Annotated in this window: 23 protein-coding genes; 14 read left to right on the top strand and 9 right to left on the bottom strand. The window is 69.8% G+C overall.

Going from position 1 to position 25,297, the window contains the following annotated elements; translation table 11 throughout:
• Positions 1 to 21 precede the first annotated feature (21 nt).
• The 6 genes from ABGB16_RS23905 to ABGB16_RS23930 all read right to left on the bottom strand — a co-directional run bounded on the left by ABGB16_RS23905 (position 22) and on the right by ABGB16_RS23930 (position 5,323).
• Positions 22 to 1,278, bottom strand: a complete 1,257-nt coding sequence (locus tag ABGB16_RS23905) for an amidohydrolase (protein ID WP_347670331.1) — start codon at positions 1,276 to 1,278, stop codon at positions 22 to 24.
• On the bottom strand, positions 1,275 to 2,273 hold the full coding sequence (locus tag ABGB16_RS23910; protein ID WP_347670332.1) for an aldo/keto reductase: 999 nt from the start codon (positions 2,271 to 2,273) through the stop codon (positions 1,275 to 1,277). Before ABGB16_RS23910 ends, ABGB16_RS23905 begins: the two co-directional genes overlap by 4 nt.
• Before the next feature lie 160 nt (positions 2,274 to 2,433).
• Positions 2,434 to 2,793: a tautomerase family protein gene (locus ABGB16_RS23915; protein ID WP_347670333.1), complete on the bottom strand. Its 360-nt coding sequence runs from the start codon at positions 2,791 to 2,793 to the stop codon at positions 2,434 to 2,436.
• Between the two features lie 46 nt (positions 2,794 to 2,839).
• Positions 2,840 to 3,658, bottom strand: a complete 819-nt coding sequence (locus tag ABGB16_RS23920) for a MetQ/NlpA family ABC transporter substrate-binding protein (RefSeq protein ID WP_347670334.1) — start codon at positions 3,656 to 3,658, stop codon at positions 2,840 to 2,842.
• A gap of 40 nt (positions 3,659 to 3,698) precedes the next feature.
• On the bottom strand, positions 3,699 to 4,361 hold the full coding sequence (locus tag ABGB16_RS23925; RefSeq protein WP_347670335.1) for a methionine ABC transporter permease: 663 nt from the start codon (positions 4,359 to 4,361) through the stop codon (positions 3,699 to 3,701).
• Positions 4,361 to 5,323: a methionine ABC transporter ATP-binding protein gene (locus tag ABGB16_RS23930; RefSeq protein ID WP_347670336.1), complete on the bottom strand. Its 963-nt coding sequence runs from the start codon at positions 5,321 to 5,323 to the stop codon at positions 4,361 to 4,363. The genes ABGB16_RS23925 and ABGB16_RS23930 overlap by 1 nt, the downstream gene beginning before the upstream one ends.
• Positions 5,324 to 5,692: 369 nt before the next feature.
• Here ABGB16_RS23930 and ABGB16_RS23935 point away from each other — a divergent pair, with 369 nt between their 5' ends.
• Positions 5,693 to 7,753, top strand: coding sequence for an FAD/NAD(P)-binding protein (locus ABGB16_RS23935; protein ID WP_347670337.1), 2,061 nt, complete (start codon positions 5,693 to 5,695; stop codon positions 7,751 to 7,753).
• 34 nt (positions 7,754 to 7,787) lie between these two features.
• The gene (locus tag ABGB16_RS23940) at positions 7,788 to 8,351 is read left to right on the top strand and encodes a hypothetical protein (RefSeq protein WP_347670338.1); all 564 of its coding nucleotides are present in this window, start codon (positions 7,788 to 7,790) and stop codon (positions 8,349 to 8,351) included.
• A 269-nt stretch (positions 8,352 to 8,620) separates the two neighbouring features.
• Here ABGB16_RS23940 and ABGB16_RS23945 read toward each other — a convergent pair whose 3' ends face one another.
• The gene (locus ABGB16_RS23945) at positions 8,621 to 9,190 is read right to left on the bottom strand and encodes a DinB family protein (RefSeq protein WP_347670339.1); all 570 of its coding nucleotides are present in this window, start codon (positions 9,188 to 9,190) and stop codon (positions 8,621 to 8,623) included.
• 95 nt (positions 9,191 to 9,285) lie between these two features.
• On the opposite strand from ABGB16_RS23945, the gene ABGB16_RS23950 reads away from it, so the two are divergent.
• Positions 9,286 to 10,245 carry a YafY family protein gene (locus ABGB16_RS23950; protein ID WP_347670340.1) on the top strand — a complete coding sequence of 320 codons (960 nt, stop codon included), beginning with the start codon at positions 9,286 to 9,288 and terminating at the stop codon, positions 10,243 to 10,245.
• A gap of 135 nt (positions 10,246 to 10,380) precedes the next feature.
• Positions 10,381 to 10,968 carry an LLM class flavin-dependent oxidoreductase gene (locus ABGB16_RS23955; protein WP_347670341.1) on the top strand — a complete coding sequence of 196 codons (588 nt, stop codon included), beginning with the start codon at positions 10,381 to 10,383 and terminating at the stop codon, positions 10,966 to 10,968.
• A gap of 277 nt (positions 10,969 to 11,245) precedes the next feature.
• Here ABGB16_RS23955 and ABGB16_RS23960 read toward each other — a convergent pair whose 3' ends face one another.
• Positions 11,246 to 11,926 (bottom strand): TetR family transcriptional regulator, encoded by a 681-nt coding sequence (locus ABGB16_RS23960; protein ID WP_347670342.1) that lies wholly within the window; start codon positions 11,924 to 11,926, stop codon positions 11,246 to 11,248.
• Between the two features lie 104 nt (positions 11,927 to 12,030).
• Between ABGB16_RS23960 and ABGB16_RS23965 the strand changes: the two genes are divergently transcribed.
• From ABGB16_RS23965 to ABGB16_RS23980, 4 genes are all read left to right on the top strand, one after another.
• Entirely contained in the window at positions 12,031 to 12,390 is a 360-nt protein-coding gene (locus tag ABGB16_RS23965; protein ID WP_347670343.1) for a hypothetical protein, read from the top strand.
• Positions 12,390 to 13,196 (top strand): energy-coupling factor transporter transmembrane component T, encoded by an 807-nt coding sequence (locus ABGB16_RS23970; RefSeq protein WP_347670344.1) that lies wholly within the window; start codon positions 12,390 to 12,392, stop codon positions 13,194 to 13,196. The genes ABGB16_RS23965 and ABGB16_RS23970 overlap by 1 nt, the downstream gene beginning before the upstream one ends.
• Positions 13,197 to 13,228: 32 nt before the next feature.
• A complete protein-coding gene (locus ABGB16_RS23975; protein WP_347670345.1) occupies positions 13,229 to 13,591 on the top strand; it encodes an ADP-ribosylglycohydrolase family protein in 363 nt (120 codons plus the stop codon).
• Positions 13,592 to 14,399: 808 nt separating this feature from the next.
• Positions 14,400 to 17,867 (top strand): beta-N-acetylglucosaminidase domain-containing protein, encoded by a 3,468-nt coding sequence (locus ABGB16_RS23980; protein WP_347670346.1) that lies wholly within the window; start codon positions 14,400 to 14,402, stop codon positions 17,865 to 17,867.
• Positions 17,868 to 17,888: 21 nt separating this feature from the next.
• Here the strand turns inward: ABGB16_RS23980 and ABGB16_RS23985 are convergent, their stop codons facing one another.
• Complete coding sequence (locus ABGB16_RS23985; RefSeq protein WP_347670347.1) at positions 17,889 to 18,662, bottom strand: GntR family transcriptional regulator; 774 nt, start codon at positions 18,660 to 18,662, stop codon at positions 17,889 to 17,891.
• A gap of 160 nt (positions 18,663 to 18,822) precedes the next feature.
• On the opposite strand from ABGB16_RS23985, the gene ABGB16_RS23990 reads away from it, so the two are divergent.
• Genes ABGB16_RS23990 through ABGB16_RS24015 form a run of 6 tightly spaced genes read left to right on the top strand, consistent with a single transcriptional unit; the run spans position 18,823 to position 24,844 of the window.
• Complete coding sequence (locus ABGB16_RS23990) at positions 18,823 to 20,100, top strand: extracellular solute-binding protein (protein WP_347670348.1); 1,278 nt, start codon at positions 18,823 to 18,825, stop codon at positions 20,098 to 20,100.
• A complete protein-coding gene (locus tag ABGB16_RS23995; RefSeq protein ID WP_347670349.1) occupies positions 20,079 to 21,029 on the top strand; it encodes a sugar ABC transporter permease in 951 nt (316 codons plus the stop codon). The genes ABGB16_RS23990 and ABGB16_RS23995 overlap by 22 nt, the downstream gene beginning before the upstream one ends.
• On the top strand, positions 21,030 to 21,929 hold the full coding sequence (locus tag ABGB16_RS24000; protein WP_347670350.1) for a carbohydrate ABC transporter permease: 900 nt from the start codon (positions 21,030 to 21,032) through the stop codon (positions 21,927 to 21,929).
• Positions 21,926 to 22,861, top strand: a complete 936-nt coding sequence (locus ABGB16_RS24005) for a BadF/BadG/BcrA/BcrD ATPase family protein (protein WP_347670351.1) — start codon at positions 21,926 to 21,928, stop codon at positions 22,859 to 22,861. The genes ABGB16_RS24000 and ABGB16_RS24005 overlap by 4 nt, the downstream gene beginning before the upstream one ends.
• The gene (locus ABGB16_RS24010; protein WP_347670352.1) at positions 22,858 to 24,102 is read left to right on the top strand and encodes a hypothetical protein; all 1,245 of its coding nucleotides are present in this window, start codon (positions 22,858 to 22,860) and stop codon (positions 24,100 to 24,102) included. Before ABGB16_RS24005 ends, ABGB16_RS24010 begins: the two co-directional genes overlap by 4 nt.
• The gene (locus tag ABGB16_RS24015; protein WP_347670353.1) at positions 24,095 to 24,844 is read left to right on the top strand and encodes an SIS domain-containing protein; all 750 of its coding nucleotides are present in this window, start codon (positions 24,095 to 24,097) and stop codon (positions 24,842 to 24,844) included. The genes ABGB16_RS24010 and ABGB16_RS24015 overlap by 8 nt, the downstream gene beginning before the upstream one ends.
• Positions 24,845 to 25,297 lie beyond the last annotated feature (453 nt).

Here is a 25,297-nt window from a genome sequence, read left to right on the forward strand (position 1 = left end):
TCCTTTCTGTGGTGTGGGGGGCTAGGACGGAACGTCGAGACGGGTGCCGAGAGCTGCGAGCGCGGCGCGCACTCCTGCGGGGATGGCGTACTCGGGCTCCGGAGCGAAGTGCGGCGTGTGGTTCGACGGCATGTCGCCGGGCTCCCGGCCGGGGCGGTAGGCGCCGAACATCCAGAAGACGAGCGGCACGCCGATCGCGTCGGCGAGCCAACCCACGTCCTCGCTGCCGGTCGCCCGCAGGTCGCGCGCGACGTTGTCCGGCCCGAAGACGGCATCGAGGGCCGCCGCCACCTCGCCGGCCTGCTCGGGCGCGTTGAAGCACCGAGGAAAGCGGCTGATCTCCTCGATCTTCGGCTCGGGCGCGCCGCTCGCGCTCGCCTCGGCGGCGATTATGCGCCGGACAGCGGAGAGCACGGTCTCCCGCGTCTGGGCATCCGGCGTGCGGATGTTGAGCGAGAGGGTCGCCTCGTCGGGAATGATGTTCTCCTTGGTGCCGGCATGGAAGGTGCCGACGGTGAGCACGGCCGGGGACCCGGGTTCCACCTGCCGGGAGACGACGGTCTGCAGGCGGATGACGAGGTGGGCACCGAGCACGATCGGGTCGATGGACTCGTGCGGGCGGGCCCCGTGCGCGCCGTGTCCGCGCAGTCGCACGTGCCACGAGTCGCCGAGGTTCATGACGTTCCCGACGCCGATCCGCACCTGGTCGCTCGACAGGGATGTCACGTGCTGCGCCAGCACCGCCTCGGGACGCGGGGCCTTTTCCCACAGCCCGTCGTCGACCATCGCCACCGCCCCCGAGGCCGTCTCCTCGGCCGGCTGGAAGATCCACACGACGGTGCCGGCCCAGGCGGCCCGGTTCTCGGCCAGCACGCCGGCGGCCGCGAGCGCGACCGTCATGTGGAGGTCATGGCCGCAGGCATGCATCACCCCGGACACCGATCCATCCGGCAGTTGGCCCTTGTCGGTGCTCGCGTAGGCCACGCCCGACTCCTCCTGGATCGGGAGCCCGTCGAGGTCCGCGCGGTATGCCACGACGGGTCCTTCCCCGTTGCGCAGGATGCCGACGACGCCCGTACCGCCGCACCGGAACGTCTCGATGCCCAGGTCGGCGAGCCGCGCCTCGACGAACTCGGCGGTCCGGTGCTCCCGTCCGGACAGTTCGGGATGGGCATGCAGGTGGTGATAGGCGGTCAGCGACGGAGCCAGCCGTCCCCTGCTCCAGAGCCGGCTCAGGACGGTACCTGCGGGGCCCGCCGCCCGCGCCGATCGGTTCACGCCGTCACCGGGGCCGCAGCCTCGAAATCCTGCGCCAGCTCGTCGAGGGCGGCCGTGACGCTCGCGTCGATGTCGAGTTCGGCGCCCGCGATGATGTCGTCCAGATGCGACTCGCGCCGGATGCCACAGATGACGTTGACGGCGTCTGACGACGCGAGGAGGTAGGCGATCGCCAGCGCACCGGGAGTGGTGCCCAGGGACGAGGCGACGGCGGTCAGTCCCTCGACGAGGTCCATGGCCGGTCCGAAGCGGTCGCCGAACAGCGGGTCGTCACGCCGGGTGCCTGCGCGCGCCGGCGGCGCGGACCTGGTAAACGCGCCCGTGAGCAGCCCGTTCGCGAGGGGTGAGTAGGCGTGCAGGGACAGCCCCGTCGACGCGCACAGCGGCAGGAGGTCGTCGCGTACCCCGCGGGCAAGGAGGCTGTACTTGCGCTGCACGATCTCGATTGCGTCGTGCGCGAGGTAGGCTTTGACGTCCTCCGGAGGACAGTTCGACGCACCGATCGTGAGGATCTTCCCCTCGTCGCGCAGATCGATGAGCGTTGCGATCGTGTCCTCGATCGGCGTCATGAACGGCGGCATCGCCGGGTTGTGGGTGTAGTAGATATCGATGCGGTCGGTGCCGAGCCGGCGCAGGCTCTCCTCCACCTCGATCCGGATGGTCCGCGGACTGAGGTTGCGCTTGACAGCGTGTCCGTCCCACGTGAAGCGGTAGCTGCCCTCGTCGTCGCCCCACCACAGCCCGCACTTGGTTGCGATGATGACGTCGTCGCGGCGACCGCGAATGGCTTCGCCGATCAGCTCCTCGCTGTGACCGAATCCGTAAACTGGTGCAGTGTCGATGACGTTGACACCGCGGTCGAGGGCGGCGCGTACGGCGCGGACCGACACCGCGTCGTCGGCATCCGGGTAGCGGAATCCGCCGCCGATGCCCATGGCGCCGAAGGTGACCACGGACGCCTTCAGCGAGGTCCGGCCGATCGGGCGGTACTTCATGCGATGTTCCTCTCGAAGTAAGTCGGTCAACGAGATGGGCCGGCCGTCAATTGGGCTGGTGGGGCTGTGGTGCCTCACCCGCATCGCCCAATTGACGGACGCCGCCGTCGGTTCCTTCATCGGCGGCACCCCTACTCGGCAACGGCACGGTCGGCCGATGTCAGGTCATGTCGAGGCGAAGGATCCCGCCGACTCCGACGTTTTCGGCGGCATGCTCCTTGATGATGACCACCACCTTGACGGTGTCGCCCCAGTCACTGGCCTGGACGACATCGTGGAGCGCCTTCACTATCCGACGCTTGAGCTCCACGCTCTTGCCGGGTGCCGTGTACAGGAAGAACGTGATCTCGTAGCCGTCCTTCACCGTGCAGTTCTCGGGTGGCAGCGGCACGAGGTAGACGCTGCGCATGTGCGGGGGCAACTCGAAGGCTGTCTGCGCCGCACGCCCGATTTCGTCGACAAACGTGGGGAGATCGACCCTGTCGAGCGGGAGATCGGTCATGCCGACGACGCTGACCATGGTGTTTTCCTTCCTGAGGGGCTGCGGTTCGAGGGGCTGCGAGGAGTCAGGGCGTCTTCTTGAGGCCCTTGTAGGTGTTCGCGATCCAGGTCTTGTAGTCCGCGGACTGCATGAACGAGGTCGCCGCATCGAGCCAGGCGGTGTTCTCGTAGCCCTCCTTGACGACCCAGAGCGTGCCTCCGTAGGTGCCGTAGACCTCTGGCGTCTCCTCGTAAAGGGCCTTTATCGAGGGGTCCTTCATCAGGTAGACGGTGATCGAGGGAGCGGTCATCGCGTCCAGGTCGGGGAACGCCGCGGCCTTGCTGCGCGGGTTGACCTCAACCCAGCGGAGGTTCTTCGGGTTGGAGGTGACGTCGAGGGTTGTGGGCGCCTCGACGCCCTTCGCGAGCTCGATGAGGCCGTTGGCGGCGAGGAGTTGAAGCTCCCGGGCGCGATTCGCGGAGTCGTTGGCGATGCCGATGCGCGCCCCGTTCGGGAGTGCGTCGGCCGAGTCGTGCTTGCTCGAGACGAACTGCACGGCCGTGGTCTGCAGCCAGGGGCCGTAGGTGACGAGCGATGATCCGTTGCTGTCCTTGTAGCTTTTGAGGTAGTTTGCGTTCTGGAAGAAGTTGGCGTCGATGCTGCCGTCCTCGGTGGCCCGATTCATGGCGATGTTGTCGTCGAACACCTGGACCTTCATCGTGTAGCCCTGTTGAGCCAGATGCTCGGCCACGAAGTTCAGGTCGGGCTCCTCGCGGGCGAGTACGCCGATCCTGACCGTCTTGCCGTCGCCTCCGGAGCCGGAGCCGGACGAGCAGGCCGCGAGGGACACGGCCAGGGCGCCGACGACGAAGAGCGGGATCACTCTCCTGAGGGGGTTTCTCATGGGGGTGCTGCCTTTCGTGCTGGGACTCATGGGGCTGGAGTTACCGGAGTTTGCGGTAGAGGGCGTTGCCGCCGAGCTGAATGCCGATCACCATGACGACCAGGATCGCTACGGTGCCGTACATGATGTGGTCGTTGAAGTTCTGGTAGCCGTAGGTCAGGGCGACGGCACCCAGGCCGCCCGCGCCGATCGTGCCGGCCACTGCGGTGAAGCCGAGCAGCGAGATCACGCCGAGCGTCATCTGCGAGACGACCGCGGGTACCGACTCGGTGACGATGACCCGGAAGGTGATCTGCCGGTCGCTCGCGCCGAAGGATCGTGCCGCCTCGATGAGGCTCGGATTGACCTCCTTGAAGGCGCTCTCGAGGAGCCGCGCGATCAGCGGGCTGCCCGCGAATGTGATGGCGAAGACCGCCGCCCACACGCCGATCGACGTGTCGAGTACCAGGCGGGTCAGCGGGATGATCGAGATGGCGAGGATGATGAACGGCACCGACCGCAGCATGCTGATAACGGTGCTCACGATCTCGTGGACCGTCCGGTTGGGTCGAAGCCCGTGTGTGTCGGTCGTTACGAGGACCAGTGCGAGCGTGAACCCCACCAGGGTGCACGTGATGAACGAGCCGAGCAGCATGGTGATGGTGTCAAGCAGCCCGGGCAGGATGATCCGCTCGAAGAGCTCGGAAAACTCGTACTGGTACATCAGATCTCCTTCCAGTCGGCCCCGAGAGCGGTCAGGCCGTCGCACACCGCGCGAAGATCGGCGTCGGCCACATGAAGCAGGAACGATCCCGAGACCCGGTCCCGGTAGCGGTCGAGCCCGCCCCACGAGATCTCGAACGGCACGCCGGTGCGGATGGCGAGCTGCGACAGCAGACTGGTCTCCGCGACGTCCCGCTGGACGACCCGCACGAGCGAGGTGCCGGGAGCGACTTCTGGGCGACGCCCCGCGTCGCGGATGAAGTCCCCCAGCAGCTCCGGGTTCTCCAGGAAGAAGTGCTCGACGGCCCCCTCCGCGCGCAGGTGCCCGTCGCTGAGCAGGCCCATCCGAGTGCACACGGACTTCATGACCGCCACCTCGTGGGTCACCACGACGATCGTGAGGCCGAGTTCGCCATTGATGCGCTTGAGGAGATCGAGGACCGCCTCAGTGATGTTCGGATCGAGCGCGGAGGTGGCCTCGTCGCACAGCAGGATCGTCGGATCGTTCACCAGGGCCCGCGCGATGGCGACCCGCTGCTTCTGCCCACCGCTCAACTCCCGGGGCAGCGCCTTGAGCTTCTCACCGAGTCCGACGAGGTCGAGGAGATCGCGCACCTTCCGGTCGGCCGCTGATCTGCGTACGCCCTGGCACTTGAGAGGGAAGTACACGTTGTCGTAAACGCTCTTGCGCTCCATCAGGGAGAACTGCTGGAACACCATGCCGATCCGGCGGCGGAACTGCGGCAAGTCCCGATCGCCGATGGCGCGTACGTCCGTGCCGTCGACGATGAGGCTGCCGCTGTCGATCTCCTCGAGCCGGTTGATGCACCGCAGCAGCGTGGACTTCCCCGCGCCGCTCACGCCGACCAGACCAAAGATCTCTCTCTGGTCGATATTCAGGTTTATATCGTCGAGCACGACGTGATCGCCGTAGGACTTTCTCAGGTCGCGGAACTCGATCACCCTCGCTGCGTTTCCTTCCCACGCTCATTTCAGCCTCGACACAATCCGGAAAACGGCAGGCGACAGCGCGCCGGTGTGGTGAGTTGCCCCTGGTTGAACCTCGTGCGGCGCATCGTCACCGACACCGTTTTTGATCCGCCGAAAATCGTCGACGGAAAGTCAACCGCCGGCATGACGGCGGGTTATGCCCTCGCCGAAGGCGCCTCCGATGCCCCGATCTCACCGACATCGAGGCGGCGGGTCCGGGTCATGGCACACACTGTCCGTCCTGCCAGCGTCACACCGCGACACTGCTCGCGTGTGCTGGGTGACCAGCAATTTCACCATGCCGGAACTCTACTAAACCTAGCGACCAAGTAGGGTAGGGCTGTGACCCGGTTCATAGACATTCGTCCACTATGGACATCCCGCCCCTCCCGCCCCGTCATCGCGCTCATCGGCGCTGGCCCCCGGGGGGTATCGCTGCTCGAGCGAATCGGTGCGAATCTCGCGGACTTCACCGATATCGACCACCTCGACATAATTGTCATTGACGACACTCAACTCGGTGCGGGTCGCATCTGGCGTACCGACCAAACGCGCCAGATGTGCATGAACACCCTCGCGGGGGCCGTGACACTCTTCACCGATGACACTGTGACGATGGCCGGCCCGGTCGCACCCGGGCCCACGCTGTTCGAGTGGTGCCGGCTCGCACTCGATGCCGCGCACCCGTCGCCGTCGTCGGCGGTCCAGGTGGCAGACATCGATCCGGCCCACCGCGCCGCGTTCGCCTCGCTTGCCGTCCGCCCGGGCTTCGTCGACGACTACCGCGACGAGCTTGAGGCGATCACGGTTGCATCTCATCCAAGCCGATCACTTTATGGTGAGTACATCCGCTGGTGCTTCGAGCGGGCACTCAACACCATGCCGGAACGCGTGACGGTTGCCACCCACCTGGCGCGAGCAGTCGGCATACGCGAGGACGGCGGGCGTCAGCTCATCGAACTCAGCACCGGTGAGGTGCTCGCGTGCGATGCCGTCGTGGCCGCGACCGGGTGGATGCCGCGCGACCACACCGACGAGGAGCACGGCTTCCTGGCGGTGCTGGCCAGGCATCCCGAGATGATGTGGGTAGGTCCCGACAACCCGATCGACCAGGCCCTCGGGGATGTTCCGGACGGGGCGACCGCGATCGTACGCGGGCTCGGGATGGGCTTCTTCGACGCGATGACGCTGCTGACCATCGGCCGCGGTGGGCGATTCGTCAACGACTCGCTGACGCGGGCGGGCGTGCGCTACGAACCGTCGGGCCGCGAGCCGAAGATGCACGTCACCTCTCACCGGGGCGTCCCGTACCGGGCGAAGTCGCTCTACGGCTCACTGCCACCCTCGGCGCCGCAGCGTCACCTGCGGTCGGTCGACTGGTCGACGATCCCACGCCCCATCGACTTCGACCGTCAGCTGTGGCCGCTCATCGTCAAGGACGCATTCGTCGACTACTACGAGACGCTTCACCGCGTGCGCCCCGAAGCGTTCGCCGCCCCACTGACCACGGTCCTCGCGACGATCGACACCACCGAAGGCCTGCCGTCGGCACTCGACGCCGCGATAGCGCCACACGTTCCGGACGCCACGGACCGCTTCGACCTGCCGGCGGCGATGTCGCCGGTCCGCGGAGCGTTCCCCGATCCCGAGACATTCACCGCCTGGGTCATCGACTACATGGCCGACGACCTCACCGAGTCGGCGAAGGGACGGGACAGCGCCATCAAGGCCGGACTGTGGTCGATCAGCGCGGCGCGACAGCTGGCGAACGTCATCGGAACGTTCGGCGGCTTCGACGCCGAGTCGCGCGCGAGCGGCTTCCGCGCCCTGCAGGCGTTCGGCGGCATGGTCGGCAGCGGCCCACCGGCCTTTCGCAGCCGGCAGTTGCTGGCCCTCGTGGACGCCGGTCTCGTCAGGTTCATCGGCCCCGCGGCGCACGTCATCGCCGACGACGAGCTCGGCCTCTTCCGCGCCGAGTCGCCCGCTGTCGCCGGTTCCGCCGTCACCAGTCCCGTGCTCATCGACGCGTGGATGCACGCGCACGACGTCACGGCCAGCGCCGATACCCTCACCCACTCGCTCGCGGCGGCGGGCCGCATGCGTCCATTCAGCGTCCGCGGACGGGACGGACGCCGGCACCCCACCGGCGGATTCGATGTCGACCCCCAGACGGGGCTACTGGTCCGTCCCGACGGCACGCGCGACACCGCGTTCCACGTCGCCGGCATCCCCCTTGACGAGGTGATGGGCGACACGATCATCAGCCCGATGCCGCGCACCGATCCCACGATGCTGCGTGAGACCGACCGCGTGGCTCGTAGCGTCCTGCGGGTGGCGGCCGAGGCCGCCACCTCCCTTCGTATGTCGAGGGGAAGCCGCGTTTCGCCGACGTTCAACGGTTGACAATGGCGCCTCCCCAGCTTCCGACGGCGGCACCGTGCTGCTCGGCGACGCCGAGCCGGGCGTGCCCTACTCGGTGCACGGGGCGCTCGGAACCTCGCTCCGGGCTCGGCGCACGCGGGCCGCCGAGGCCCCTGCCGGCAACACGGCCGGGCTGCGCCACTGGGCCGAGGGCATCCAAGAGCGCCATCGCGTCATCCTCACCAACCCTCGCTGCAGCGGGTGGCAGGTGTGGAACAAGCAACGTACCGATGAGGTATTACTGGACGTCGAGGACGTGGCGATGGACCACACCGGCGTCATGCGCTGGAGCGCCTACGACAACTGGGTGATCTCCAAGCAACGGGCCCACATCGCGCTGATCAGCGAGTTGGCCGCCCTTTTCACCGCCCCATGCCGCGACGGCGGCGACGACAGAGGGCCCGATCGTACCGGCGATGCCGTAGGTGGCGACGTCCCAGCCCTGGGCGCGGCGCTGGCTGCGCTGGCCGGGGCCGGCGATCGCAGGCAGGCGGCTGCTGATGCCTGCGGTCAGCAAGGGCCGACCAAGCCTGAGACGGCCAGCAGTACGGCGATCACCGCCGGCCAGGTGTGCGGGTAGAGCAGCGCTGCCGCGGCCAGGGTCCCTCCGTGGACAGATCAGGCGACGGCGATCACGGTGCGTCCGTCACGGGCGGTATCCAGCGGCCGCGCGATGAACGGCCCGGCCAGATGCGCTGACCCGGCCGGCGGCGGCGTTGACTTCCTGCTGCGGCTCGGGGCGTGGGAAGGATGCGCCCTCTCAAGGGGGCGCTGTTTCTGCAGGCGCCCCGCGTCCTCGTACTGGTGGTGTGGGGGGCGCGGCGTAATACGCCCTCACCGTGCCACTGCTTAGCCCATGCTCTTGGCACCGTCCAGGGACTCGCGGATGATGTCGGCGTGGCCGGCGTGCTGCGCGGTCTCGGCGATGATGTGCATGAGCACCCGGCGGGCCGACCACCGCCCGCCGGGCTCGAACCACGGGGCCTTCGGTAGCGGCTGGGTGGCGTCCAGGTCAGGCAAGGCGGCGACCATCTCATCGGTCCGGCGGGCCACCTCGGCGTAGTCGGCCAGCACACCGGCCAGTGTCTCGCCGGGTAGCAGCCGGAACCCGTCGGCCCACCGGGCCCAGTCGGCCTCCGTCATGGTGGTGAAATCACCCATCGCCGACGGGCCGTCCAAAATGAAGCCCACCCAGTTCCGCTCGACCGCAGTGACGTGCTTGATCAATCCGCCCAGGCACAGCTCGCTGACGGTGGCCCGCCGCCCGGCCTGCTCGTCGGTGAGGTCGCGGGTGGTGAAGCGCAGGAAGTGCCGCTGTTTGGCCAGCGTCGCCAGCAGGTCGGCACGCTCGCCAGTGGCGGCCGGCGCGTCGGCCAGGTCGTGGGTGGTCCGTTCATCGGCGGTGGTGGTCTCGCTCATGGTCTCCAGTTCCTTTTCCTGTTCCCGTTGGTCAGGACCCACGTTAGGCCGCCCTGCGGACACTTCCTGACCTGAATAGCGCAAGAATCAACGACATGGCGAACACCAGCACCCGGACCCTGCGGCTGCTGTCCCTGCTGCAGAACCACCGGTACTGGCCGGGCACCCACCTGGCTGAGCGACTGGGGGTTTCGGTCCGCACCCTGCGCCGGGACATCGACCGGCTGCGCGAGCTTGGCTATCCGGTCGAGGCGCAGCGCGGGGTGGACGGCGGCTACCAGCTCACCGCGGGCGCGGCACTGCCGCCGCTAGTGGTCGACGACGAGGAGGCGGTCGCCCTAGCCGTGGGGCTGCAGGCCGCGGCACACAGCGCGGTGGAGGGCCTCGCCGAGTCCTCGGTGCGGATGCTGGCCAAGGTGGTGCAGGTGATGCCGGCCCGGCTACGGCGCCAGGTCGAGGCGCTGAGCGCAATGACCCTGCCCGCCGGCTGGGACAGCCCGACCCGGCCAGGCGTCGACCCGGGCGTGCTCACCGCGGTCGCGCTGGCATGCCGGGACAGCGAACACCTCCGCTTCGCCTACACCGCCGCCGACGGCCAGCACACCGACCGGCACGTCGAACCGCATCGGCTGGTCTCCCTCGGCCGCCGCTGGTACCTGGTCGCCTACGACCTCACCCGGCACCAATGGCGCAGCTTCCGAATCGACCGCCTCACCGCGCCACACGGCACCGGCTCCCGGTTCCGGCCCCGCGACCTACCCGCCGCCGACGCCGCCGAGTTCGTCCGCACCAGCCTCGGCAACCTGCCCCGCCCGTCCCGGGTGGAGGCCTTGGTCGACGCCCCTGCCGCGGCCGTGCGCGAGCGGATCGGCCGGTGGGGCACAGTCGAGGAACTCGACGCCGAGCACTGCCGAGTGCGGATGACCGCCGACTCCCTGGACTGGCCGACCATGGCACTGGGCGCGCTCGGCGCCGACTTCCGCGTCCTCGACCCGCCCGAACTGCTCCAGCAGATCCACAACTGGGGCGCCCGATTCAACCGGGCCAGGGCGTGATCCGCCGCCCGCAGTCGACGCGGCATGACAGCCCCATCCGCTCATCGGCATGAGCATGCAGCTCCACGTGGCGGCGCCAGCGGCCTCGACCGTCACGCACCGTTGTCCGTTGTCAGAGAAGTTGGTCCGAGCGGAATGCGCCGAGCTGGGCGGGTCAGACCGGATGGCCAAAGCGAGCTGGGTCTCGGCGCCGGTGGCCACGGCCACGCCATCCACAGCGAAGGGGGCCCGGATGTCACGGTCGGCGAACGCATCAGCGCGTTCACCGAAGCCGTCCACGTCATCCGAGCGCTGACCGTACCGGGGCCGCCGGTCACCATCGGCGGCCGATACCACCGCCTCCACCAGGCGATGCCCGGGCCACCCCATCCTCATCCGATCGGACTATGGATCGGAGCCGTCAAACCGCGGATGCTCCGGCTCGTCGGCCGCATCGCAGACGGCTGGATTCCTTCTGCGACCCGGATCCCTCCGCACGAACTCGATGCCGCCAACGCCCGCATCGACGATGCCGCCCGCGCTGTCGGCCGCGACCCGGGCGAGATCCGGCGGCTTTGCAACATCCCCGCTCCGCCCCAGGCCCAGCCGGGCGTCTGGGCCGACCAGCTTGCCCGGATCGCCATCCGCCACGGCATCAGCCGCTTCCTCCTCTTCAGCGACGACTACGAGACGATCTCTCGCTTCGCCGACGTCGCTGCACGAGTACGGGAGGCAGTCACATGACCCGCAACCTCCCGCCGTGCCTGCGATCCGAGACCTACGAACGCGACCGCCCGCCGGGCCCGCGACTCGGCGATCCCGACAGGCAAAGCAGGCTGACCCAGGTGTACGCCTACTCGACCGGTGCTCCGGGCCGCCTTCCGCAGCCGGGGCCTGATCGTCGTGCACGCCTCAGAACAGGCAGCGGCGGGCGGCGACGTGGTCCGGCGAGTACCGGAGCACCGGATCGCGGCCGACGATGTCGTCAGGCGCCGGGTCATGCCACGGGCCCCCGCGGTCGTCACAGGGTTCTCTCCCGCATGCCCGCTATCGCAAAGTCCACAAGCCGGTCAGCCTGCTGCGTCGAGCCGTTCTCCCGCAACCAGGCGGCGCTGTTCATCAGCGCGAAGACATCCTGCCCGCGCACCTCGGGCCTGATCGCGCCGGCCGCCCGCGCCTGCCCGACCAGCCGTTCCCCGATCTCCACCATGCGTACGCAGCTGGCGTGCAACTCTGACGCCTCGTCGTCGGCGCCACCGATGAGCTCGGCGGCCAGCCCCTGGTAGGCCGCGGCGTGCTCGACGACGGCGTGGATCCAGCGTTCCAGGGCGCGGTCGGCGTCGCGGGGGGACTGGGCGATGAGCTTGTCGCCCAGCGCGAACAGGGCTTCGTTGCGTTCCCGCAGTAGCGCCCCGAGCAACGTCCGCCGGTTCGGGAAGTGCCCGTAGAGCGTGCCGATGGCGACTCCGGCGTCGCGGGCGATGCCCTCCAGCGGTGCCTGGACGCCCCGCACCCGGAACGCGGTCTCCGCCGCTGCCAACAGCCGTTCGTAGTTGCGCAGCGAGTCGGCGCGTGGCCGCCGCTTGCGGTCCGGCGCCGGGCTCACCGTCGACTGGCGGACCGACCATCCCGTACCGGTCGACCGCTCCGCCGGCCCGTCGGCCTGCGTCCTGGTGAGCTGCCGGCCGACCGACCTGGCCACGGTCCGGGCCGCCTTCCCCGATCGGCTGCCGGTGAACGTCGTCGCCGACCTGACCGAGGAGGCACCATGACCAGTCGAGGGCTGACCCGAGTCGGCGGCTGGCGGTGGCCAGCGTCCTGGCCCTGGAACCCCGGATCCTCATCGTGGACGAGCCGACAACCGGCCAGGACTGGCGCGGCGCGCGGGCGGTCATGGACCTGGTCCGCGAGCTGAACCGGGCCGGCCGGACCGTCCTGATGGTCACTCACGACATGCCCCTGGTCGCCGAGTACGCGCATCGGGCGCTGGTGTTCGACGCCGGGCGGCTCCGCGCCGACCTTCCGGTGGCCGACCTCTTCGCCGACGAGGACCTGCTCGCCGGGACCCAACTCGTCGCACCCCAGGTGACCCGCCTGGCCCGGCGGCTCGGGCTGCCCCCGGTCACCACCGTGGAAGCGTTCGTCGCACTGTGGGAGGAAGCCTGATGTTCCTCGAGTATCGGCCCGGCACGAGCTTTTTGCACCGGATGGACGTCCGCACCAAGCTCCTCGTCTTCGTGGTCGCGGTGGTGTTGACCTTCCAGTTCGCCCACCCGCTGCCCAACGCGCTGCTGGCCGTCGGCTCGCTGCTGCTCCTGCCCGCGATTGGCGTGCCGGGGCGGCAGGTGGGCAAGCTACTGGCGCCCCTGGCCCCGGTCGTCGCCCTGATTCTGATCTTCGCGGCGCTCAGCCGGGGCCCCGGTGACTTCGGCTCGTCCTCCTCCGCCCGGGTGCTGGTGCACCTCTGGTTCGGTGACGGCCTGCCGCTGACCGTCGGCGGCCTGGCCCACGGCGCCAACCTGGGCCTGCGGATCCTCACCATGGTCTGCCTGACCGCCGCGCTGATCGTCAGTACGCCGGTGGAGCACTTCGTCGCCCTCATGCGCATGGCCCGACTGCCGTTCCCGGTGGTCTTCATCGTGATGACCGCCCTGCGGTTCGTCCCGACCATGCAGCACCGGGCCAACCAGGTACTGGACGCCCAGCGGGCCCGGGGCGCGAAGATCGACGGCGGGATGATCGGTGCGATTCGCGCCTACACCACCATCATGGTGCCGCTCTTTTCCACCGGCATCCGGATGTCCGAGGAGTTGGCCGCCGCGATGCTCAACCGCGGCTACGGCATCACCCGGCAACCCACCGCGCTGACCATCCTGCGTCCGACCTGGCGTGATCCCGCCGTGGCCGTGGCGACCGCCGCGGTGCTCGGCGCGGTCGTCTGGGCCCGGCTGACGGGGTGGGGATCGTTGTGACCACTGTAGAACCAATGAACGGAGTACCCGACATGACCGACCGAGCGACGCTGGACACCGTGACCACGGCGGACCGGGCACGCGGCTGCCTAGCCGGGGTCGCGCTCGGCGACGCCATGGGCATGCCCGGCGAGCTGTGGCCACGCCAGCGGGTCGTGTCGACCTTCGGGTCGACCAACTCCGGGTGGTCAACGGGATCGACCCCGAAAAGCTCGCCGACGCGCTGCTCGACCACCGTCACTGACCCGCCATCGGGTGTGGTGCTCGGCGACCCGTACGTGGCGGGTCACTCGTCGCACTCGTGGTTCGGCAAGGGCCACCGGCCGCCGTGGACGTTGAAGGTCACATGGGGGTACCGTTCGCGCGTCACCGTCCGTGACGCCCCCGTCCGCTGACGGTCGCCGCCCGGCCGCCCCGGGCGCTCGTGATCGAGGTCGGCGTCTGTCAGAAGTCCATGCTCATGTCGCTGCTGGCCGGCGCCTTCGGCACGGGCACGACGGCGCGGGCTGGTCCGGGAGCTCGACGCCCGTCCCCGGCCGGGGACGGGCGTCGACGTGGGGCTCCGCGATTGACCTCGGGCTCCGTGTTCCACCCACGCCCGGTGCCGCCGCCTCCGCTGTCGTCCATGTCGCCGCCCACGGATGCGGCGCTCGCGCCGGACGTGACCGCCACGCCACCGCCGTCGGGGTCCGGGAGCGGGTACGCGGCCGGCTCGGTCTCGCCCCGGGCGCCTTCCTGCCGGTGTTCTTCGGCCTCGTCCACCCCGGTCGAGATGGGCCCGCTGTCTGCTGGGGGCGCTGCCGGCGCTGCGCGCCGAACGGCCGGGGCCGCACCTCGCCGTGGTGGTCGACGGCCACGACGCCGACGCGCTGATCGTCGACCACCGCCCCACCGAGGTCTACCTGGCGCGCATCGAGCTCGACCCGGACCGTCGAGGCCGTGCCATCGGCGGCCGCCTCATCGGTCAGCTGCTGCGCGAAGCTGCCGATCGGCGCCAACCCGTCGTGCTCGCACCGGCCCGTACGTCTCGGGCAGCCACAGCTGCACGGCGCGCCGCGCCGGGTCACGAGCCCGGTCGCCCGGAGTGCTGCGGACGGTTGATGGCCGACCGCCTGCACCTGCGGTTCGGGGCGGCGGGGTTGACGTGGCCAGATGCGGCGTGGATTCTCATTACTGGCATAGACCAGTTCGGTTCAACTGATCTTGGTTGGGGGAGTCGAGGATGCGGCGCAGAGCTCAGGTCGTCCGGCGCCGCGACTGTCACGTTGGCTGTGGTTCAACCTGGGTGGCGCCCGCGTCCACGCGAACGAGTCTTGCGCTGGCCCAAATTCAACGACTGGAGGTTCGATGTTTTTGTCGCGCTCGTTTCGTGGCTGTCGCCGCGCCGGAATATTCGCCGGATTGATCGGGCTCGCCATTGGCCTGGTGAACCCGCCTCCTGCTCGGGGGGAGGCCCAGGCGCCTGATCCGTCGGAGACGGCGCGCATTCTTCCGGAGCCGCAGCATGTCGAGCCGCGTCCGGGATCCGTCGTCCTGCCCGGCGATGTCGATGTCGTCGCGGGCGCGGCCGTGGATCCGGCGGCCGAGGAATCGCTCGTGGAGTTGCTCGGGGCGCACGGTGTCACGGCCAAGGTCGTGCGAACCGTGGACCTGTCCACCTCGCGCCCGTTGATCCTCCTCGGCGGACCGGGCGAGACGTCGGCGAGCACCGCAGTGCTGAGTGCCCTCGGGGTTGAGGGGCCAGCGGGGCTTCCCGGGGAGGGGTACGTCCTGGCGGCCGGGCACGATCGGCTCGGGCGACCGCGGATCGTCCTCGCCGGCGTGGACGGCGCCGGCACTTTCTACGCCGTTCAGTCACTTCGTCAGCTGCTCGTGGCGGAAGGCTCCCGGGTGGCCGTCGACGGCGTGGCGGTGCGCGACTGGCCGGGTTACCGGATCCGTGGCGGCATGGAGTCGTTCTACGGACCGGTGTGGTCGCAGGAGGACCGGCGCTCGCAGATCGAGTTCCTCGCCCGGCACAAGATGAACCAGTTCTTCTATGGGCCTGCGGACGACCTGCGTACCGGATCGAACTGGGACTCCCTGTACGACGAGGCGGAACTGGGCCGGCTGAAGGAGATCGTCGGCCTGGCGCGGTCGCGTCATGTCGATTTCGTGTACCGGATCTCGCCGGAGGCGCCTCTGGCACCCGGCCGGGGGATCTGCCACGTGCGCGAGTCCGATCGGGCCAAGGTACTGGCCCGCTTCGCGCAGTTGTGGGAGATCGGGGTCCGCAGTTACGTCATCGCCTGGGACGACGTGTCCGGTAACTTCGCGTGCCAGGAGGACCGGGACGCCTACCGGGGCGATTCGTCGCCGCTCGCCGCCGCCCAGGCCGGGGTCACCAACCTGGTGCAGCGCGAGTTCATCGAGAAGCACCCCGGCGCCACCCGTCTGGTGACCGTGCCGACCGAGTACTGGGGCATGACCCGTACGCCGTACAAGAACCGGTTCGACGAGTTGGTGAGCACCGACGTCGACCTCTACTGGACCGGGCCGGAAGTGGTCTCGCCGAGCATCACCCGGGACGACCTCCAGTCGGCGCGGGCCGCCTGGCCGCGGCACCGGATCATGCTCTGGGACAACTACCCGGTCAACGACTACAGCCCCAACCGGCTGCTGCTGGGCCCACTGGTGAACCGCGACGCCGGCATGGCGGACGACGTCATCGGCATCTCGTTCAACGAACTCGTCCAGCACCAGGAGGCCTCGCTGATCTCACTCGGCACGCAGGCCGACTACGCCTGGAATCCCGGGGCCTACGACCCGGAGCGCTCATGGACGCGCACGCTGCAGATCGTCGGCGGCGACGCGTACCAGGAGCTGCGGCTGTTCGCGGAGAACAACCGGGCCAGCGTCCTGGACAACACCGCGCGGCCGCAGTTCGCCGCGCTCATCAACCGGCTCATCGCCGAGTACTCGGCGGGCCGGCCGGTGGGCGACGAACTCGAGCAGCTCGATCGTGAAATGCGCCGCCTGGCGGAACTGCCCGCCGCGCTCCGGGCGCGGCTCGACAACCCCGCGCTGCTCAAGCAGATCGGGCCCTGGCTGGACCGCGTCGGAACGACCGGCCAGGCAGGCCGGGCGGCCGTGGCCATCCTCCGGGCCCAGGACCGGGGGGACGGCGAAGCCGCCTGGCTGGCGCGACGGGATCAGGCGCGTGCCCGCGGCATCCTCGACAGGACGTGGCAGCAGATCAGTCCGGGTCCGGTCGACGACCTGCTCAGCTTCGCGGCCTCGCAGAGCGACGGTTACATCGGTGACCGCTGGTACGGCGACGTCGGGGCTCCCACGGGCCTACCGGCTGCCAGCCAGGGGTCGGCGCTGGGCAACCTGACCGACCGGCGCGACGACACGGCGTACGTCGCCGCCGGCGAGCCGCAGGACGGCGACGCGATCACGGTTCCGATCACCAAACCGCACCGGCTGTCGGCGGTGACCGTGGTGCAGGACGCGACCGCTCCCGCCGACGGCATGATCCAGGCGCTGGTCGACGGCGCCTGGGTGGATCTCGGACCGCTCGCTGACGGGTTCACCAGGGTGCCGGCGGCGGACCTGGCGGCCAGCGCGGTACGGATCCGGTGGACGTCGGGCAGCGCGGCCCCGCGCGTCTACGAGATCGTCCCGCACTACTCCGACGTGTTCAGCGGCACCGTCTCGGTCGATCCGCCGGGCTCGCTCATCGCACCCGGGAAGACGAAGCGATTCCAGGTCACCTTCGAGGTGTTCGCGGATCACCAGATCAGCGGCCAGGTGACCGCCGCCGGCCCGGGCGGCTGGACCCTCGACCCGGCGACGCAGGTGTTCCGTGCCCAGCCGGGCGGTCGGACCATCGTCGCGAGCGTGCCGGTGGAGGTGACCGTCCCGGCCGGTGCCGCGACGGGACGCCACCAGGTCACGGTGTCCTTCGCCGAGGACGGCGCGCCGGCGGTGAACGTGTCGCTCCCGATCCTGGTCGGGGAGCAGAGCTACCCGAACCTCGTGACCGGGGCGAACCCGGCCGGCTACTGGCGGCTCGGCGACGCGGCCGACTCCGGCACCGCCGTGGACAGCTCCGCCGGCGGTCGGAGCGGCACCTACCTGGCCGGCGCCCACCCGGGCGTCGAGGGTGCGATCACCGGTGACCGGGCGGCGGACCTCTCGGCCGGGTACGTCGAGGCGCCGCGGAGCCCGCGAACCGACCTCCGGGGCGCTTTCACGCTGGAGGCGTGGGTGAAGCTCGACACGCTCGCTCCGGCGCCGGGGCAGGCGATCATCGAGAGCTACAGCGGGCCGGCGGTCAACGGGTACGCGCTGAGGGTGACCGACGGCGTCCTGCAGGCGTGGTCGCTGGGCGCTGCCGGAAAGGGGTACGGCCTGGTGACCGGCCGTACCCGGCTGACACCGGGCGCGTGGCACCACGTCGCCGCCGTCTTCGACGGGTCACGACTGACCGTGTACCTCGACGGCGTGGCGGACAACAGCGTCGCGACGTCGGTGCCGCCCGGCAGCGGTACGGCGAGCGTCAAGCTCGGTGGCCGTGGGGACGACGCGAACCAGCGGCTTCAGGGCGACCTCGACGAGGCGGCGATCTACGACCGTGCCCTGGCCGCGGCCGAACTCGAGGCGCACTACCTCACCGGTCTCGGCTGACCGGCCCTCCGCCGATGTGCGTCAGCCCTCCGTGGACGGGGGGCTGACGTGCATCTCGATGGCGTAACGATCCCCGCGGTAGAGCGACCGGCCGAACTCCACGACCTTTCCCATGTTGTCCACCGAGATGCGTTCGATCAGGAACGCCGGGCTGCCCTCGGCGACTTCGAGCCGCTTCGCCTCGGTGTCGGTCAGCCGGGCGATGGTGACCGTCTGCCGCGCCGATTCGAGCCGCACCCCGAAGACGCGGCCCAGCACCTCGTACAGCGAGTCGTCGTGTCCCATCACCGTCGGCAGGTTGGGGAACCGCGCCGCGGCGAGGTTGGTGCGCTCCAGCGCCATCGGGATGCCGTCCGCGGTACGGATCCGCTCGATGTAGTGGGTCGGCTCGCCCGGGGCGATGTCGAGGCTGGCCGCGACGGCGCGGGTCGCCGGGCGGGTACGGGCGCGGTACGACTTGGCCCCCGGTGTCATGCCGCGCATCCGCATGTCCTCGCTGAACGAGCGGAAGATCTCCGAGTGGGTCAGCGTGGGGTGCTGCACGAAGGTCCCGCGCCCGGGCACCCGCCGGACCATTCCCTTTGACTCCAGCGCGTCGATGGAGCCCCGGACGGTCATCCGGGCGACGCCGAACCGTTCGGCGAGGACGCGCTCCGAGGGGAGCAGCGCACCGTCCCGCGAGTTCAGGACCATGGTCGTGAGCACGTCCCTGATGTGCTCGCCTTTGCCGCCGTTGTGCTCCGCCAGCAGAGACTCGAGCGCCTCGTCGCTCGGCTCGTGTCGCCTCCTTGGCACCGGACCCGCTCTCCTTCCCGCGCAGTTGGGGTCATCGTACGGGCATTTCCCGTCCCGCCGTTGACCTCGACGTGACCCGTTGACCCCCGGTCTATACCAGTATTAGGCTCGGCTCGTCCGCCAGGCCGGGAGGGTGGCGGCCACGACGATCGGAGATGAGATGCCCAGAAGATTCGGTGTGATGGGGGTGGTGGCGACGACACTCGCCGTCACCCTTGCCGCCTGCGCGCCGGGCGACAGCGGGGATGGTGGCGGCGACGCCGTCAACCTGAAGGTCTGGGGCTGGCGGCAGGAGGACGTCGCGGCGTACAAGAAGATCTTCCAAATCTACGAGAAGGCCCACCCGGGCGTGACCGTGGAGTACGTCCCCTACAAGAACACCGAGTACGACACGATCCTCAAGACCGGGCTCACCGACGCCAACGGCCCCGACGTCGCGCAGCTGCGCTCCTACGGACTGCTCCAGCCGCTGGTCGGCTCCGGCAGCCTGGTGCCCCTCGACGACCAGGTCGACAAGCTCAGCGGCTTCCCGAAGCCGATCCTCGACGGCGCGAAGGGCGAGAAGGACGGGCGCGTCTACGGCGTTCCGTTCGCGATCCAGACGCTGCACGTCATCTACAACAAGAAGATCTTCGCCGACAACGGCATCGCCGCCCCCACCACCTGGGCGGACATGACCGCGGGCTTCGACAAGCTCGGCAAGGCCGGCGTCACCCCGCTGGCGAACACCGTCACCGACAAGTGGATGCTGCCGATCGAGCAGGAGATCTTCGGAGCCACCACCTACGGCGGCCCCGACTACCTCACCAAGATGCTCGACGGCTCGGCGAAGTTCACCGACGCGCCCTGGGTGAAGTCGCTCGAGACCTGGAAGAGCACCCAGAAGTACTGGCCGGCGCAGGCGTCCGGGGTGAGCTACACCGACGCGCAGGCGCTCTTCACCTCCGGCAAAGCCGCCGCGTTCCCCGGTGGGGTGTGGGAGCTCGCCGGGTTCAAGAAGGCCAACCCCCAGCTCGACATGGGCATCTTCAACGTGCCGCCGGCGCCCGGCGCGGCGGTCGACAAGACGTTGGTGCCCGGCTACGTCGACGGGTCGTTCGGCGTCTCGGCGAAGTCCCGCCACCGGGACGCGGCGCTGGACCTCGTGCGGTGGATGGCGACGGAGGAGTTCGGCAAGGCGCTGTCCAACGAGCTCCAGCAGATCTCCCCGGTACCGGGCGTCGAGCCGCAGGACGAACTCCTGGCGCAGGCACTCAAGGGGTACCAGGCGAACCCCAGCCCGTACGTCACCTACGCGTACTTCTCCGGCGGCACACCCACCGCCTGGGACCTCGCCTCCGAGGCGTTCTCCGACTACGTCCTGGGCCGAGGCACCGCCGCTGACTCGGCCGCACACATCCAACGAGGGGTCGATCAGTGGTTCCGGCCCAAGAACTGACGGTCCGTCCGGCCCGGCGGTCACGCCGCCGGGCCGGACGGGTCTCGGCAGGGTGGATCGCGTCGTTCTGCCTGCCGGCGTTCGCGCTCTACGGCCTCTTCCTCGTGGTACCGCTCGTCACCGCCTTCTACTACGGGCTGTTCCGCTGGGACGGCACCCGCCAGGGACAGTTCGTCGGGATCGGCAACTACCGCGAGATCCTCACCCGCTACCCGCTGAGCGACGAGATCCCCGCCGCGCTCGGGCACAACGTGCTCTTCTTCGTCGGCACCATGGCGATCCAGAACACCATCGGGCTCGGCCTGGCGGTGCTCCTGCACCGCAACCCCTGGGGCAAGCGGCTGTTCCAGACGCTCTTCTCGCTCCCGTACCTGATCAGCCCGCTGATCGTCGGGTACATCTGGTCGCTGTTGCTGAGCCCCACCTTCGGCCCGATCAACTTCGCGCTCAGGGCGGTCGGCCTGGACGCGTGGGCGCGGCCGTGGCGCGGCGAGCCGGATCTGGCACTGCCGGTACTGATCCTGGTCAACGCCTGGCAGTGGATCGGCGGGCCGATGCTCATCTTCGGCGCCGCTCTGGCCGGTATTCCCCAGGAGCTGGAGGAGGCGGCCGCGATGGACGGCGCGTCATCGACCCGGACGTTCTGGAGCATCCGGTTCCCGCTCCTGATACCGGCGGTCGGGGTGATCACCGTGCTGACGTTCATCGGATGCTTCAACATCTTCGACCTCGTCTACGCGCTGGGCGGTTCCGACGGCGGCCCCGGCGGCGCCATGGACGTCCTGGGCCTGCTCTACTACCGGACCGCCTTCCGGGGCGGCAGCAACGCGATCGGAGAGTCGTCGGCGTTGGCCATGCTGATCTTCGTGCTCATCTTCGGCGTCTCCCTGGCCCTGGAGCGGGCGCTGCGCCGCCGGGAGGTCCACTAAATGAGCATCACCCTTCGCAGCGCCCCCGGCCCGGTGTCGAAGGCCAGGGCCGAGGTCGCACGTCCGCGCGGCGCCCGCCAGCGTTCGCCGCTGCGCGGCGCCGGCAGCCAGCTTCTCCTGTGGGCGTACGCCGCGATCGCCTTCGGCCCGCTGCTGCTGGTGCTGATCGGCTCGCTCCGGCCCAACGCGGAGATCCTCCGGGCGCCGGTCGGCCTGCCCAGCTCGTTCGACCTGAGCAACTACGCCCGCGCGTGGCAGACCGCGTCGATCTCGACGTACTTCATCAACTCCCTGACCGTCACCTGCGCTTCGGTGGCATTGTGCGTCAGCGTGTCGGCGATGGCCGCCTATGCCCTGGCCAGGTGGAAGTTCCGGGGCCGGGCCCTGCTGGCGGCGTTCTTCCTGTCCGGGTTGATGATTCCCGCGAAGCTCGGCCTGCTGCCGGTGTTCTACATGTTCCAGTCGATGGGTCTGACCGACAGCCGGATCGGGCTGGTGCTGCTCTACGCGGCGAGCGGAATCCCGTTCTCGGTCTTCGTGATCATGGGGTTCATGCGGGGACTGCCCGGGGAACTCGAGGAGGCCGCGCGGATAGACGGGGCGAACGAGGGCAGTCTGTTCGTGTCGGTCGTCCTGCCCCTGATGCGGCCGGCGCTCGCGGTGGCCACGGTCTTCCAGTTCGCGCCGACCTGGAACGACTTCTTCTACCCGTTGGTACTGCTGCGCAGCGGCGACAAGTACACCGTCCCGGTCGGGCTGACCCGGTTCTTCGGCGAGTTCGCCGCCGACCGCGGCACCCTGTTCGCCGGACTCGTGATCGCCCTGGTACCGCTGGCCGTGGTGTTCGCGCTCGCGACCAAGCAGATTGTCGCAGGGCTGACCGCAGGGATGTCGCGATGACAACGACGATCACCATCGACGGCGGCAAGTCGGAGCTTCGGCTGCTGCTGAGTACCCCGGCGGGCCGTCGGATCGGCGTCGGCCCGGGCTTCTTCTACCGTCCGGACGAGGACGGCGTCGACCGGATACTGGCCGCCGTTCGTGGCGCCGCGGCGACGATCTCCCTACCCGCGCAGGTGGCCGGCGTGGTCGCCGGCCTGACCGGGGTACCGGGGGAGCGCGCCGAGCGCCGGCGTCTCGCCCTCGCCCTCGAACGGCAGTTCGGCGGCCCGGCCGTCGTCGTGGAGGACAGCATCCTCGCGCACGCCGGCGCTCTCGGCGGTCCCGGTGTGCTGCTGTGCGTCGGTACCGGGACGACCGTGCTCGCGGTGGACTCCGGCGGCGACCACGTACGGCTCGACGGATGGGGGCCGCACCTCGGTGACCGTGGCAGCGCGTACGCCATCGGGCTGGCCGGAATGCGCGCCGCGACCGCGTCGCACGACCAGGTCGGGCCGACAACCGTACTGGCCGACCGCCTGGTCGCGGCGCTCGGCGGCATCGACCTGGCGTCGCTCCAGCGGTACTACCGGGACCCCGCCATGATCGCCCGTACCGCCGCCTTCGCCCGCGACGTGCTCGACGCGGCCGCGCAGGCAGACCCCGTGGCCGGCCTGATCTGCGCCCATGCGGCGACCGACCTCGCCGACGCGGCGCGGGTGGCAGCCGTCCGGCTCGGTCTCAGCGGGGCGGCCCGGCGGGTGTCCTTCAGCGGACGGCTGCTGGCCCCGGGAAACGCTCTCCACCGGGCGCTGGCGGCCGAACTCGAGGCCAGGGGGCTGCCCCTGGTCAGCCCCAGAGCGGAGCCGCTCGACGGCGGTCCGGCGCTGCTGAGCGGTGTCGAACCCTACGCACGCCTGCTGGCCAGCCACGGGACCGGTGGCGACGCATGAGGGTCGGACACGGGGTGGCGCGGCTCGAGGTCGTGCCCGGAGAACCCATGGGCGGTTACGCCGACCGATCCGACGGCGTCCAGAACGTGCTCGACCCGTTGGAGGTCCACGCCGTCACGTTCGCCGACGACGGCCACCGGTTCGCGCTGGTGGTCGCGGATCTGATCTGCGTCAATGTCGATGTCGTCGAGCGGATCCGGGGCGCCATGCGGGACATCGGCGTGCAGTCCTGCTGGGTCGCCGCCACGCACACCCATGCGAGCCCCGAGGCGGGCTGCAGCCCCGGCGGCGAGGCCACCCCACGGCACGTCGCCGACCGGCTCGAAGCCGCATCACTCGCGGCCGCGCGGTCCGCCCTGGCGTCCGAGCGCGCCGCCAGACTCGGCTCCGTCCGCACACTGGTTCCCAAGCTGGCGGGTCGCCGTAACGTCACCGACTCGGGCCCGCTGGACATTCCCGTCGACACCATCACGGTCACCGCGGGCATCGACGTGGTGGGGCTGGTCGTGATCTCGCCGGTCCACCCGACCATCCTTCCCGCCGACAACAACCACGTGAGCGCGGACCTGAACGGCGGCATCCGTCGGGCGCTGTCCGCGCCAGGCAGGTGGGTGGTCGTCGCCACCGGTGCCGCCGGCGACATCAGTACCCGACACACCCGTCAGGGGCGGGGGCTTGACGAGGTGAATCGGCTCGGCGCCTGGTTGGTCGACCGGGTCGGACCGGTGCCGCCGCACGTCGGCGGGGGCGCCCCGACGCCGGTACGGCCACCGATCTCCCGAACCGTCACACTCGCCCCCAAACAGCCGGAGGAGCTCGACGCCGCCCTGCGGCAGACGCCGCCGCCGGGGGTCAAGGACGAACGCATCCGCTGGGTTCTGCAACAGGGGCGGCGGATCGCGGAGGAGCAGGCCGCCCACCGGCGCACCGAACCGTACGTCATCGAGGTGGAGGCGGTGGACCTCGACGGGGTCACGGTCGTGGCCGTTCCCGGCGAGCTGTTCCTGGAGCTGGGCGAAACGATCCGTTCGGCAGCGCCCGACCGGGTGGGGGACATCGTGGTCCTCGGCTATGCGAACGGCTACCTCGGCTACCTTCCCGCCCGCGACACGCCACCCTGCTACGAAACCTATGTCAGTCCGGTCACCTCGGGCAGCGGCGAGATCGTCGTCGAGGCCGCCGTCGAGGCCGCCGTCGAAGCCGTCGGTGACCGTGAACATTCCAGGAGGATCAGTGCCTGAGCCCGCCTACGCCACCATCGCCCGGAACGCACTCGAACAGGTTCTGGCCGCGGAGCTCGACGCCATCGAGGCCGCGGCCGGGCTGGTCGCCGACGCCATCGCCGCCGGTGGTGTCCTACAGGCGTTCGGGACCGGCCACTCGCGGATCGTCACCCTCGAACTCGCGGGGCGGGCCGGTGGGCTCGCCGCCGTCAGCATGCTGGCGGTCAAGGATCTCGTGATGTTCGGCGGCGCCGACCCGGAGCCGATCCTCGACCCGACGTACGAGCGCGAGTCAGGTCTCGCCGAGCGGATCTACCACCTCGCCGCACCCTCCGAGCACGACGCCTTCCTGATCGTCTCCAACTCGGGCATCAACGCCGCCGTCATCGAGATGGCGGAGTTGGCCCGCGAGCGCGCGCATCCGATCGTGGCGGTCACCTCTCTCGCGCACACCCGCTCGGCCGGTGCGCGTTCTACCGAGGGACCGCATCTCGCTGACATCGCGGATGTGGTGATCGACAATCACGCGCCGGCGGGAGATGCGGCACTGGAGATCACCCCAGGAGTTCGGATCGGGGCGGTTTCGTCGTTCACCGGAGTCCTCATCGCGCAGCTGCTCACCGAACTGGTCTGCCGCCGGTTGCTGGGCCGCGACATCGACCCGCCCGTCCACGTATCCGCGAATCTCGCTCAGGGCGACGCGCACAATCGCGGCCTGTATGAGCGGTACCGGGATCAGGTCCGCCCGATCGAACCCTGATCCGCCACGGACGAAGGCTTCCAGGCGTCGGGGGAGAAGTTCGAGCTGCCCGTTCAGCGTGTCGTCGCCCGACTCGGTGAGCCGGCGGATTGGTTTGAGTAGGTGCTTGCCTGGGCGTGGGGGGCTCGGCCTGGGCCCGCGCCATGTCGCCGACATGGCGGTGTCGCAGGGGCGGCGAAGGCCCCATGTCGCCGACATCGCGGTGAAGCGGGTGCGTCTGCCGCATCTGCCCGAACGCGCGGGTGGCCCCTGGGCACCGAGTGCACGCCCGCCAGCCCGCGTCGCGGTTACCGACTCGATGAGGAGCAGGACTGATGGCTGCTAGACCCAACGCCGCTCGGTTAAGGTCCGGCGGGTGTTTCGCAATGGTTTGTGATGATGTCGATCGCGATGGTGGCTTTGTAGCTATGCCGGTCTACGTTGGGTCCGCGGGCTTGGTACTTGGAGTTTGAG

The sequence above is a fragment of the Micromonospora sp. B11E3 genome (genome assembly GCF_039871625.1).
In the GTDB taxonomy this organism is placed as follows: domain Bacteria; phylum Actinomycetota; class Actinomycetes; order Mycobacteriales; family Micromonosporaceae; genus Micromonospora.

Coding starts and splice junctions, on each gene's coding strand:
- ABGB16_RS24005 (WP_347670351.1), top strand. CDS start 21,926: ATGACAACGACGATCACCATCGACGGCGGCAAGTCGGAGCTTCGGCTG.
- ABGB16_RS23950 (WP_347670340.1), top strand. CDS start 9,286: ATGGCGAACACCAGCACCCGGACCCTGCGGCTGCTGTCCCTGCTGCAG.
- ABGB16_RS23920 (WP_347670334.1), bottom strand. CDS start 3,658: ATGAGAAACCCCCTCAGGAGAGTGATCCCGCTCTTCGTCGTCGGCGCC.
- ABGB16_RS24010 (WP_347670352.1), top strand. CDS start 22,858: ATGAGGGTCGGACACGGGGTGGCGCGGCTCGAGGTCGTGCCCGGAGAA.
- ABGB16_RS23910 (WP_347670332.1), bottom strand. CDS start 2,273: ATGAAGTACCGCCCGATCGGCCGGACCTCGCTGAAGGCGTCCGTGGTC.
- ABGB16_RS23925 (WP_347670335.1), bottom strand. CDS start 4,361: ATGTACCAGTACGAGTTTTCCGAGCTCTTCGAGCGGATCATCCTGCCC.
- ABGB16_RS23915 (WP_347670333.1), bottom strand. CDS start 2,793: ATGGTCAGCGTCGTCGGCATGACCGATCTCCCGCTCGACAGGGTCGAT.
- ABGB16_RS23990 (WP_347670348.1), top strand. CDS start 18,823: ATGCCCAGAAGATTCGGTGTGATGGGGGTGGTGGCGACGACACTCGCC.
- ABGB16_RS23955 (WP_347670341.1), top strand. CDS start 10,381: ATGCGCCGAGCTGGGCGGGTCAGACCGGATGGCCAAAGCGAGCTGGGT.
- ABGB16_RS23975 (WP_347670345.1), top strand. CDS start 13,229: ATGACCGACCGAGCGACGCTGGACACCGTGACCACGGCGGACCGGGCA.
- ABGB16_RS23945 (WP_347670339.1), bottom strand. CDS start 9,190: ATGAGCGAGACCACCACCGCCGATGAACGGACCACCCACGACCTGGCC.
- ABGB16_RS23970 (WP_347670344.1), top strand. CDS start 12,390: ATGTTCCTCGAGTATCGGCCCGGCACGAGCTTTTTGCACCGGATGGAC.
- ABGB16_RS24000 (WP_347670350.1), top strand. CDS start 21,030: ATGAGCATCACCCTTCGCAGCGCCCCCGGCCCGGTGTCGAAGGCCAGG.